This window comes from Zafaria sp. Z1313 (assembly GCF_050563205.1).
Lineage (GTDB): Bacteria > Actinomycetota > Actinomycetes > Actinomycetales > Micrococcaceae > JAZDCJ01.
Genome location: NZ_JBNWUK010000002.1, coordinates 159,083 through 170,345, shown reverse-complemented (window position 1 = coordinate 170,345; position 11,263 = coordinate 159,083). Strand labels below are relative to the sequence as shown.

Sequence of the window (11,263 nt, the reverse complement as noted above, 5' to 3'; positions counted from 1 at the left end):
GCGTCCGGCACCGGCCGGACCGGAGCGGCCGCCCGCCGGACGCGCCGGCACCGGGACCGCGACGGGTCCGATCCGAAGGAGCACCATGCACCGCCTCGCCGAGCTGTCATTGGGGAACCGGGCGCTGATCGCCCTCATCACCGTCTTTGCCTCGGTGTTCGGTGTCATCACCATGGGCTCGCTCAAGCAGGAGCTCATCCCCTCCCTCGAGTTCCCGCAGATCACGGTCGTGGCCGCGATGCCGGGCGCCTCCCCCGAGGTCGTGGACCGCCAGGTCGGCGAGCCCCTTGAGAACGCCCTCCAGGCGGTCGAGGGACTCGAGTCCTCCTCCGCCACGTCGCGCACGGGGCTGGCGACCATCAACCTCGCCTTCACCTATGGGACCAACCTGGACCGCGCCCGCAACCAGGTGGACCGGGCCGTCGCCAACGCCCGGCAGGTACTCCCCGACGACGTCGAGCCGAGCTCCTTCGCCGGGTCCATCGCCGACTTCCCCGTGGTCTACCTCGCCGTCGCCGGCGGGGACTCACTCAACGGCCTCAAGGCCGACCTCGAGCGGCTCACGGTCCCCAAGCTGCGCAAGGTCGACGGGGTGCGCACCGTCGACGTCACGGGCGGCGCCACGCAGCACATCGCCGTCCTGCCACGCGCCGCGGACCTCGCGGCGGCGGGAGCGTCCGTGGCCGACATCGCCACGGCGCTCGACGAGAACGCCGGGCTCTTCCCGATCGGCAGCGTCGGCCAGGAGGGGCTCACGCTGCCCGTGCAGGCCGGGACCGACATCGCCTCCCTCGACGACGTGCGCGGGCTTCCCCTGAGCATCGAGGGCCGGGACGACGTCTCCGTCATCGGCGACGTCGCGAGCGTGGAGATCGTCGACGACGAGCCGACGTCGGTCACCCGTACCAACGGCGAGGAGACCCTCGCGCTCGCGCTGACCAAGACGCCGGACGGGGACACCGTGGCGATCTCGCACGCGGTCGCCGAGCTCCTCCCCTCGCTGCAGGCCGAGCTGGGCGGCGACGCCGTCTTCACGACCGTGTTCGACCAGGCGCCCTTCATCGAGAAGTCCATCAAGGACCTCACGACGGAGGGACTGCTGGGCCTGGGCTTCGCCGTGCTCGTCATCCTGGTCTTCCTGCTCAGCGTCCGCTCGACCCTGGTCACCGCGGTCTCCATCCCGCTCTCCCTGCTCGTGACGTTCATCGGCCTGAACGCGTTCGGGTACTCGCTGAACATCCTGACCCTCGGCGCGCTGACGATCTCGATCGGGCGCGTGGTCGACGACTCGATCGTCGTGATCGAGAACATCAAGCGGCACCTGGCCTACGGCGAGGACAAGGTCACGGCCATCCGCACGGCCGTGCGGGAGGTCGCGACCGCGATCACGGCCGCCACCCTGACCACGGTCGCGGTCTTCCTCCCGGTCGCCTTCGTCGGCGACCTCGCCGGGGAGCTGTTCCGGCCGTTCGCGTTGACCATGACGCTCGCGCTCGTGGCCTCGCTCCTGGTCTCCCTGACGATCGTCCCCGTGCTCGCCTACTGGTTCCTGGGCCGTGGGCACGCCTCCCCCGCAGCGGACGACGCCGGTGCCCCCCGGGCCGCGGCGGCCGCCCGCGAGCGGGCCCTGGAGAGGGAACGGGGGAGCTGGCTCCAGCGCGGCTACTCCCCCGTGCTCGATTCCACCCAGCGCCACCCCGTCATCACCCTGACGGCCGCGGTGCTCCTGCTCGCCGGCACGGTCGCGATGGTGCCGCTCCTGCCGACCAACCTGCTCGGCTCGAGCGGCCAGAACAGCTTCAGCGTGGTCCAGGAACTACCCGCCGGTTCCTCGCTGCAGACCACCCTCGACGCGGCCCTGCCCGTGGAGGAGGCGCTGCGCGCCGGGGACGGGATCCGCGATGTGCAGCTGACGGTGGGCAATCCCTCGGGCGGCTTCGCGTCCTTCGGCGCCGGGACCGACCGGGCCCAGTTCACGGTCATCACGGAGGAGGGCCGGGACGTCGAGGAGCTCATCGACGCCGTCCGCCCCGCCGTCGAGGCGGCCGCCGGCGGGACCGCGCCGCGCTTCAGCACCCAGGAGGGCGGCTTCGGCACGAGCAGCACCGTCGACGTCGACATCACGGCCCCGACCCCGGAGCTCCTCGAGGAGGCGGCGGCCGTCGTCGAGGAGCGCCTGGCGGGCATCGAGGGCGCCCGCGGCGTCGAATCGGACCTCGTGGCCTCCCGCCCACAGGTCTCGGTCACCGTGGACCCGGCCGAGGCGGCCCGTCGCGGCCTGACCGATCAGCAGATCGGCGGGCTCGCCGCCTCGGCGCTCGCCCCGCTGCCGGCCGGGAGCGTCCGCCTCGGCTTCACCGAGTACCCCGTGGCCATCGGCGAGGGCGGCTCGGCCGGGACGGTGGAGGAGCTCCGTGCGCTGGCCATCCCGACGCCGCAGGGACCCGTGGAGCTGGGCGACATCGCCGCCGTCGAGGTCGTCGAGGCGCCCGCGAGCGTCTCGAGCGCCAACGGCGAACGCATCGCGACCGTCTCCGTGACGCCCGGGGAGAACGACCTCGGCGGGGTGGCCGCGGAGGTCACCGGGCGCATCGACGCCCTCGAGCTGCCCGAGGGTGCCGCGGCGACCGTCGGCGGCGCGGCGACGCAGCAGGCGGAGTCCTTCGAGCAGCTCTACCTCGCCCTCCTGGCGGCGGTCGCGATCGTCTACGTCATCATGGTCGCGACGTTCAAGTCGCTCGCGCAGCCGCTCATCCTCCTGGTCTCCGTTCCCTTCGCGGCCACGGGCGCGATCGGGCTGCTCCTCGTCACGGGCGTGCCGCTCGGGCTGCCCTCGCTCATCGGCATGCTCATGCTCGTGGGCATCGTGGTGACCAACGCGATCGTGTTGATCGACCTCATCAACCAGTACCGCAAGCCCGGTCCAGGACGGGCCGCGATGCCGCTCGACGACGCCATCCACCAGGGCGCGCGGCAGCGCCTGCGGCCCATCCTGATGACCGCGCTCGCCACGATCTTCGCGCTCACGCCCATGGCGCTGGGCATCACGGGCGAGGGCGGCTTCATCTCCCAGCCGCTCGCCGTCGTCGTCATCGGCGGCCTGGTCTCCTCCACGGCCCTCACGCTCGTGCTCGTCCCCGTGCTGTACCGCCTCCTCGAAGTGCGCCGGGAACGGCGGAACACGGCCCGGCGAGCCCCACGGCACGCCGCGGCCTGAGCCAGGCCATGGTGCGGGAATAGCCCGGCCACCCACTTCGTTTTGTATGCAAACGCATATAAGATGAATCGGCGGGACCACCGCACGGGACAGGAGCAGCACCATGCAGATCGGCGTCTTCAGCGTCAGCGACATCACCACCGACCCGGTCAACGGGACCACGCCGGGCGAGCACGAGAGGATCAAGGCCGCCGTCGCCATCGCGCAGAAGGTGGAGGAGATCGGGCTCGACGTCTTCGCCATCGGCGAGCACCACAACCGGCCGTTCTTCTCCTCCTCGCCGACCACGCTCCTGGCCAACATCGCGGCGCGGACCGAGCGGATCATCCTCTCCACGGCCACGACCCTGATCACCACCAACGACCCCGTGAAGATCGCGGAGGACTTCGCGATGCTGCAGCACCTCGCCGACGGCCGCGTCGACCTGGTCCTGGGCCGGGGCAACACGGCGCCCGTCTACCCGTGGTTCGGCAAGAGCGCGCAGGACTCCGTGGAGCTCACGGTCGAGAACTACCACTTGCTGCGCCGCCTCTGGGACGAGGACACCGTGACGTGGAGCGGCAAGCACCGCACCCCGCTGCAGAACTTCACCTCCACCCCGCGGCCCCTCGACGGCGTGGCGCCGTTCGTCTGGCATGGCTCGATCCGCACCCCGCAGGTCGCGGAGATCGCGGCCTACTACGGCGACGGCTTCTTCGCCAACAACATCTTCTGGCCCAAGGAGCACTACCAGCAGCTGATCGGGCTCTACCGCGAGCGCTACGAGCACTACGGCCACGGCCGGGCGGACCAGGCCGTCGTGGGGCTCGGCGGCCAGTTCTACCTCGCCCGGAATTCCCAGGACGCCGTCCGCCAGTTCCGGCCGTACTTCGACAACGCCCCCGTCTACGGGCACGGCCCCTCGCTCGAGGACTTCACCGCCCAGACCCCGCTCACCGTGGGCAGCCCGCAGGAGGTGCTCGAGAAGACCCTCTCGTTCCAGGAGTTCTTCGGCGACTACCACCGCCAGCTGTTCCTGATCGACCACGCGGGACTGCCGCTCAAGACCGTCCTGAACCAGCTGGACCTCTTCGGCGAGACCGTGCTGCCCGGGCTGCGCGAGGAGTACGCCAAGCGGACGCCGGCGGACCACCCCGCTCCGCCGACGCACGCGGGCCGGGTCGCGGCCGCGACAGCGACCGCGACCGCGACAGCGCCCACGGGACGGGCGGGCTGACATGGCGCAGGATGATCCGGCACGCGACGATGCCGGGGTCCGGCTGTCCGCGGAGGCCTGGGAATCGCTCTTCCGGGCGCAAGTGGCCGTCATGCGCCGGCTCCAGCAGCTCGAGGAGTTCAAGGAGCTCTCGATGCGCGAGTACGACGTGCTCTTCAATCTGGCCCGCTGCCCCGAGGGCGGCCTGCGCCAAGGCGACCTGACACCGTTGCTGCTCATGAGCCAGCCGAGCCTGAGCCGCATGATCGACCGCCTCGAGACCCGCGGCTTCCTGCGGCGGGCGCCCGATCCCGCGGACCAGCGGGCCGTCCGCCTCACGCTCACCGAGGAGGGGGCCGCGGTGCAGCGCCGGATCGGGCGGGCGCACGTGCGCCACATCCGCGACCTCGTCTCCCCGGCGCTGGAACCCGCGGAGCTGCGCGAACTGGAACGGCTCACCGCCAAGCTGCGCGGAGCGGTCGAGGGCGGCTGACGCCGCTGCCAGGCGCGGTCGCCCGCGACCGGCGCGTTTCGTGTGCAGCTCCTGCGCGAATCCGGCCTCGGAAGCCGCAGGATCTGCAGGGCAAACCGGCGGGACCGCCCGCGGCTCAGCGGAGCTGGACGAGAGCCCGCGCGCCGGGGTCCTCGAGGGTCTCGTCCGAGCCGGCGTCGACCTTCATCGAGCGCAGCTGCAGCGAGCCGCCGACCGTCGAGAGGAAGGCGGTGTCCGAGGAGTCGGCGCCGGTCGAGATCCGCACGAGGCCCTGCCGCGGCGCGAGGCCGGTTGCGTCGACGACGTACCAGGCGCCGTCGACGTAGGCCTCGGCGACGGCGTGGAAGTCCATGGGCCGCAGCTGCGGGGCGTACGCCGCGGCCAGGCGGGCCGGCACGTCCTTGGCCCGCAGCAGGGAGACCACGAGGTGGGCGAAGTCCCGGCAGACACCGCGCCGGGCGAGCAGCGTGTCCACGGAGCCGTCGCTGCCGCGCGAGGAGCCGGAGACGTAGCCGAGCTGCTCGGTGACCCACGCCGAGACCTCCTGGACGAGCTCCACGCCGCGCAGGGTCCCGAACTGGGCGTAGGCCGTGGGAAGGAGCTTGTCCGATTCGCAATACCGGGACGGCCGGACGTAGCGGATCAGGTCGGCGACGTCGATGGGTGCCGGGTCGGCCCGGCCCTCGACCCTCAGGGAATAGTCCAGGACGACCTCGGCGGCGTCGTCGGTCTCGACGACGTGCAGGCGGCCGCCGTGGTGGTCCGGGACCTCCTCGGGCTCGACCTCGCGGCCGTCGATCGTGACGACGAGGCGCTCCTCGAACGCGTCGTAGCCCGGGTCCCTGACGGCCGCGACGGCATAGACGAGGCGGGTACCGGGGGCTGCCTGGGAGACGATCCGGGCGGAAGCGGTGCGCGACATGGCGTGGGTGGTTCCTCTGCGGTGGTACCGGACGGGGGCGACGCGTCCCAGCGTAGCCGCTCCGGCCCCCGGGCGCAGGCCGCCCGGCTACCCTCCCGCGACGGCGCGGACGGAGGCCACGGTCGCCCGCGCCGCCGTCGTCATCTCCGCCTCCTTGACCTGCCGCGTGAAGCTGAACCGGACGGCCGTGAGCGCCGTGTCGGCGTCGAAGCCCATGGCCAGCAGGACGGGCGAGGGCTCGTCGGAGCCGGCGTGGCACGCGGAGCCCGAGGAGCACTGCACGCCGCGGCGCTCGAGCTCCAGCAGCACGGCCTCCCCCGCCGTTCCGGGGAAGCAGAAGGAGACGATCCCGGGCACACGGTCCACGGGATCGCCCGTCGCCACGGCGCGCACGGTGCCCGCGGACGCCCCGGACCCGAGCCCGTCGAGCACGGCGCGGCGCAGGTAGTCCCCGTAGCCGTCCTCCGGCCCGCCGGACGCGGTCGCCTCCGCGGCGAGGCGCAGCGCCGTCGCCGTCGCAACGGCCCCCGCGACGTTCTCGGTGCCGCTGCGCCGCCCGCGCTCCTGCCCGCCGCCGTGCAGGATCGGCTCGGCGCCCAGGCGGCCGCGCAGCATGAGCAGCCCCGCCCCCTTCATCCCCCCGGCCTTGTGCCCGGACAGGCTCAGGGCGTCGGCGACGGCGGCCAGCGGCGCGAGCTCGAGCCACCCGGCGGCCTGGACGGCGTCCGTATGGAAGCGCGCCCCCGCGGAACGCGCCACGGCCGCGGCGGCCTGCACCGGCTGGACGGTGCCGACCTCGTTGTTGACGGCCATGACGGACACGAGCGTCGTGTCCGGGCGCACGGCCGCGGCCAAGGCCTGTTCGTCAACCCGTCCGAGACCGTCCACGGGCACGACGTCCAGGGTGAAGCCGTGGTGCCGGACCAGGTAGTCCAGCGCGCCGCGCACGGAGGAGTGCTCGACCGCCGTGCTGACGAGGTGCCGGCCCCTGGGCTCGGCGAGGGCCAGGCCCTTGAGGGCGAGGTTGTTGGACTCTGTCCCGCCGGAGGTGAAGACGATGTCCCCGTCCCGCACGCCGAGCACCTCGGCCGCCGTCCGCCGCGCGTAGGCCAGCGCGCGCGCGGCAGACTCCCCCGCGCCGTGCCGGCTCGAGGGGTTGCCGAAGTCCGTCGTGAGCAGCGGCCAGACGGTCTCGAGGACCTCGGGCCGCACGGGCGTCGTCGCCGCCGCGTCGAGGTAGATCACGCCCCGCCCACCCAGTCCAGGCCGAGGTCCAGGGAGCGGACGCTGTGCGTGATGGATCCGGCCGAGATCACGTCGACCCCCGTCGCCGCGATGGCCGCGACCGTCTCGACGGAGACGTTCCCGGAGGCCTCGACGAGGCAGCGCCCGGCGACCCGGCGCACCCCCTCGGCGAGGTCCTCGAGGCCGAAGTTGTCGAGCATGACGGTGTCCACGCCGGCGGAGACGACGGGCTCGAGCTGCTCGAGGGAGTCGATCTCCACCTCGAGGTGCACCGTGTGCCCGAGCCGTGCGCGCGCCGCGCGCAGGGCCGCGGTGAGCTCCGCGCCCGTGCCGAGCAGGGCGAGGTGGTTGTCCTTGGCCATCACGGCCGAGGAGAGGTTGTCGCGGTGGTTGTGCCCGCCGCCGCAGCGCACGGCGTAGCGCTCGAGCACCCGCAGGCCCGGCGTGGTCTTGCGCGTGTCGGCGATCCGCACGTCGTCGCGGCCGGCGGCGTCGACGAGGGCCCGCGTCTGGGTCGCGACGCCGCACAGGCGCTGCAGGAGGTTCAGCCCGACGCGCTCGGCGGCGAGGACGGCGCGGGCCGGGCCGCTCGCCGTGGCGAGCACGTCGCCGGCGGCGAAGCGGGCCCCGTCGCGCACGGCCGGCCGGACGTCCACGCCCGCCCCGCCCTGGCGCATGGCCTCCCGGAAGACCTCGATCCCCGCGCAGACCCCGGGCTCGCGGGCGATCACCGCGACGTGGGCCACGGCCGCGGCGGGCACGAGCACCTGGGCGGTGAGGTCGCCCTGGGGCAGGTCCTCGGCGAGGGCGTCGGCGACGATCCGGGTCACGGCCGCCGCGGGAACGGGCCACGTCACGCCGTCGTCGTGCGCGGCGGTGGACGGCACGGTGGCGTCCACTGCGGTGCCGGGGATCCCGGTGGTGCTCTGCTCAGTCATGACGGGCCGTTCTGCCGGTGGCGGCGGGGATCGGGGACGGGGATGCGGCGCCGCGGACGTAGGCACGTCGCGGAGCGGGGACGACGCCGGACGCGCGCCCGGGTGCCGGGGCGTCGGTCCGGTGATGGGCGCCGAGGGACGCGGGCCGCTCGAGGGCGGCGCGGGCGATGACGCCGGCGAGCGCGATCAGGTGGGCCGCCTCGGTGCGGGCGCGGGACCCGCCGGTCTCCGGCGGCCCACCGGGGGCGCCGGCCGGGGTGGACGGCGTGGCGTTCGCCGAAGACCCCGCCACGGCCCCTGCCGCGCGCGCCGCGGAGAACGCGGCCGCGGAGGAGGCCGCCTCCGACTGGAGTGCGTCGAGGCGCCCGATGGCGCGCGCCAGCCCGTCGGCGTCGCGTTCGACGCCGAGCCACGCGCCCGTCACGGCGTGCAGCGCGGCGAAGGGCTCCGCCGCGCCGTCGTGGACGGCGGGCGGCCGGACACCGGAGCCGACGTGTGCTCCGCCGACGTCCGCGCCGCCGATCTCCGCGCCGCCGGCCCGGCGCGCGCTCCCGGGCCCGGGAACTGCGGGCGCGGCGGGCCCGGGGAGCGGCGTCGCCTCGGCGAAGCCGGCGTCCGCGAGGACGCGCTCCGGAGTCCACCCGGCGTCGTCGAACGCGGCGCCGTCGAGCGCGGCGGCCGCGTTCCACGCGAAGACCACATGGCCTCGAGGAGCGAGTTCGAGGCGAGCCGATTGGCGCCGTGCACGCCCGTGCAGGCGGTCTCCCCCGCGGCGAAGAGCCCCGGGAGGGTACTGCGGCCCTGGGCGTCGGTGAGGATCCCGCCCATCCAGTAGTGCTGGGCCTCGGACACCGGGACGGGCGCGGCGGCGAGGTCGTGGCCGAGCTCGGCCAGCCGGGCCGTGATGCCCGGGAAGCGGCGGGCCAGGAAGCCGCGGCCGCGGGTGCGCTCGACGCCGCTCGCGTCGAGGTGCACGGAGCCGGTCTCGCGGCGCGCGCGGTGGATGGCGCGGGCGACGACGTCGCGGGGGGCGAGCTCGGCGTCCGGGTGGACGGCGCCCATAAAGCGCCTCCCGGTTCCGTCGAGCAGGACGGCCCCCTCTCCGCGCACGGCCTCGGAGACCATAAACGGCCCGTCCGGGACGAGCGTCGGGTGGAACTGCACGAACTCGGCGTCGGCGAGCGCCGCGCCCGCGGCCCAGGCCATCGCCGCCCCGTCGCCCGTCGCGCCGGCCGGGTTGGTCGTCAGGGGGTAGAGGCGTCCGATCCCGCCCGTGGCCAGCAGCACGGCGTCTCCGCGTTCCACGGTCCCGTCGGCGAGACGCACCCCGTCGACGGCTCCTTCGGCCACCTGCAGGCCCGCGGCGAGGGTGTGCTCGCGCAGCTCGATCCGTCCCTCGGCGGCGAGCCGGCGGACGACGCCGATGAGCGCCGCAGCCACGACGCGCCCGGTCGAGTCCCCTCCCGCGTGGAGGATGCGCGGGGCGCTGTGGGCCGCCTCGAGGCCCAGGGCCCACGCCCCGGTACCGTCCGCGCCCGGGCGCGGCCCCGGCGTCGTCCCCGAGGCCCGGCCGGACGGCACGGCGGGATCGAAGGCCGTTCCGTGGGCGGCGAGCGCCTCGATGTGTCCCCACGCGCTCGTGCACATCATCCGCACGGCGCGCGCGTCGCCCAGCCGTGCGCCGGCGCGGAGGGTGTCCTCGACGTGGGCGGCGGCGCTGTCCCCGGACGCCACGCCGGCGGGTCCCACGGCCGAGATCCCGCCCTGGGCGTACCACGTGTTGGAGTCCTGGAGGCGGTCCTTGGTCAGCAGGAGGGCCGTGTGGCCGCGCTCCGCGGCGGCGATGGCGCCGTAGAGGCCGGCGATGCCGGAACCGACGACGACGAGCCGGCGGCTCCGGCGCGCCCCCGGGCCCGTGCTCACGGCCGGGCCGCCAGCATCCGCTCGAGCGCGGTCTTCGCCTCGGCGGCCGTCTCCTCGCCGACCGAGATCCGGTTCACGACGCGCCCGGCCACGAGTTCCTCGAGGACCCACGCGAGGTAGCCCGGGTGGATCCGGTACATCGTCGAGCAGGGGCAGATCACGGGGTCCAGGCAGAAGATCGTGTGCTGCGGGTACTGGGCGGCCAGGCGGTTGACCATGTTGACCTCGGTGCCGATCGCGAACGTCGTGGGCTCCGTGGCGGCGGCGACGGCCTTCTGGATGAAGTCGGTCGAGCCGGCGGAGTCCGCGGCGTCGACGACCTCCATGGGGCACTCGGGGTGGACGATGACCTTGACGCCGGGATGCTCGGCGCGGGCCTTGTCGATCTGGGCGGTCGTGAACCGCTTGTGCACCGAGCAGAAGCCGTGCCAGAGCAGCACCTTGGCATCCTCGAGCGCGGCGGGGGTGTTGCCGCCGAGGGGCTTGCGCGGGTTCCACATCGGCATCCGCTCCAGGGGGACGCCCATCGCCTTGGCGGTGTTGCGGCCCAGGTGCTGGTCCGGGAAGAACAGCACGCGCTGGCCGCGCTCGAACGCCCACTCGAGCACCGTGGCCGCGTTGGAGGAGGTGCAGACGATCCCGCCGTGGCGGCCGACGAACGCCTTGAGCGCGGCGGAGCAGTTCATGTACGTGACCGGGATGACCGGGACCCGGCCCTCGGCGTCCGGCTCGGTGCCGTAGAGCTCGGTGAGCTGTTCCCAGCACTCCTCGACCGAGGACTCGTCGGCCATGTCGGCCATGGAGCACCCGGCGGCCAGGTTGGGCAGGATCACGGATTGCCGTTCCGTGGACAGGATGTCCGCCGTCTCGGCCATGAAGTGGACGCCGCAGAAGACGATGTATTCGGCGGTGTCCCGGGTCAGCGCCGCGTTGGCGAGCTGGAAGGAGTCGCCGATGAAGTCCGCGTACTGGACGATCTCGTCCCGCTGGTAGAAGTGCCCGAGGATCACGAGGCGTTCGCCGAGGGCGTCCTTCGCGGCGCGGATGCGCGCGTCGAGCTCCTCGTCGGTGGCCTCGCGGTAGGCGGACGGAATGCCGCCCTGGCGGGGGGTGTCCGCCGGCGCGGCGTCGCCCATCGAGGCGCCAGGCCCGTAGCCGGGCGACGCGTCGAAGTCCCACGGCGGGCTCGCGAGCGTGGTGGTGCAGGTACCCAAGGGGCGCGTCAACACGGCCCCCTCGGCGGGGCGGCCGCTCAGGGCCTGGATCGTGACGTTGACACTGGTCATGGCGTGGTCCGTTTTCTTCGAGGGTGAGGGAGGGGAGGAGGTGG

General features: G+C 73.9%; 9 protein-coding genes. 3 read left to right on the top strand and 6 right to left on the bottom strand.

The features are described from left to right. The first annotated feature begins 85 nt into the window (after positions 1-85). From ACQ3I4_RS04050 to ACQ3I4_RS04040, 3 genes are all read left to right on the top strand, one after another. Positions 86-3,217 (top strand): efflux RND transporter permease subunit, encoded by a 3,132-nt coding sequence (locus ACQ3I4_RS04050; RefSeq protein WP_430632872.1) that lies wholly within the window; start codon positions 86-88, stop codon positions 3,215-3,217. Positions 3,218-3,320: 103 nt separating this feature from the next. Beyond that, complete coding sequence (locus ACQ3I4_RS04045) at positions 3,321-4,433, top strand: LLM class flavin-dependent oxidoreductase (RefSeq protein WP_430632871.1); 1,113 nt, start codon at positions 3,321-3,323, stop codon at positions 4,431-4,433. Position 4,434: 1 nt separating this feature from the next. Further along, complete coding sequence (locus ACQ3I4_RS04040) at positions 4,435-4,905, top strand: MarR family winged helix-turn-helix transcriptional regulator (RefSeq protein ID WP_329860924.1); 471 nt, start codon at positions 4,435-4,437, stop codon at positions 4,903-4,905. Between the two features lie 115 nt (positions 4,906-5,020). Here ACQ3I4_RS04040 and ACQ3I4_RS04035 read toward each other — a convergent pair whose 3' ends face one another. The 6 genes from ACQ3I4_RS04035 to nadA all read right to left on the bottom strand — a co-directional run bounded on the left by ACQ3I4_RS04035 (position 5,021) and on the right by nadA (position 11,219). After that, positions 5,021-5,827: a transglutaminase-like domain-containing protein gene (locus ACQ3I4_RS04035; protein WP_430632870.1), complete on the bottom strand. Its 807-nt coding sequence runs from the start codon at positions 5,825-5,827 to the stop codon at positions 5,021-5,023. Positions 5,828-5,914: 87 nt separating this feature from the next. Beyond that, positions 5,915-7,072, bottom strand: a complete 1,158-nt coding sequence (locus tag ACQ3I4_RS04030; protein ID WP_430632869.1) for a cysteine desulfurase family protein — start codon at positions 7,070-7,072, stop codon at positions 5,915-5,917. After that, the gene (gene nadC / locus ACQ3I4_RS04025) at positions 7,069-8,010 is read right to left on the bottom strand and encodes a carboxylating nicotinate-nucleotide diphosphorylase (RefSeq protein ID WP_430632868.1); all 942 of its coding nucleotides are present in this window, start codon (positions 8,008-8,010) and stop codon (positions 7,069-7,071) included. The genes ACQ3I4_RS04030 and nadC overlap by 4 nt, the downstream gene beginning before the upstream one ends. Further along, a complete protein-coding gene (locus tag ACQ3I4_RS04020) occupies positions 8,003-8,434 on the bottom strand; it encodes a hypothetical protein (RefSeq protein ID WP_430632867.1) in 432 nt (143 codons plus the stop codon). Before ACQ3I4_RS04020 ends, nadC begins: the two co-directional genes overlap by 8 nt. Then, a complete protein-coding gene (locus tag ACQ3I4_RS04015) occupies positions 8,431-9,933 on the bottom strand; it encodes an L-aspartate oxidase (protein ID WP_430632866.1) in 1,503 nt (500 codons plus the stop codon). The genes ACQ3I4_RS04020 and ACQ3I4_RS04015 overlap by 4 nt, the downstream gene beginning before the upstream one ends. Then, on the bottom strand, positions 9,930-11,219 hold the full coding sequence (gene nadA / locus ACQ3I4_RS04010; RefSeq protein WP_430632865.1) for a quinolinate synthase NadA: 1,290 nt from the start codon (positions 11,217-11,219) through the stop codon (positions 9,930-9,932). Before nadA ends, ACQ3I4_RS04015 begins: the two co-directional genes overlap by 4 nt. Positions 11,220-11,263 lie beyond the last annotated feature (44 nt).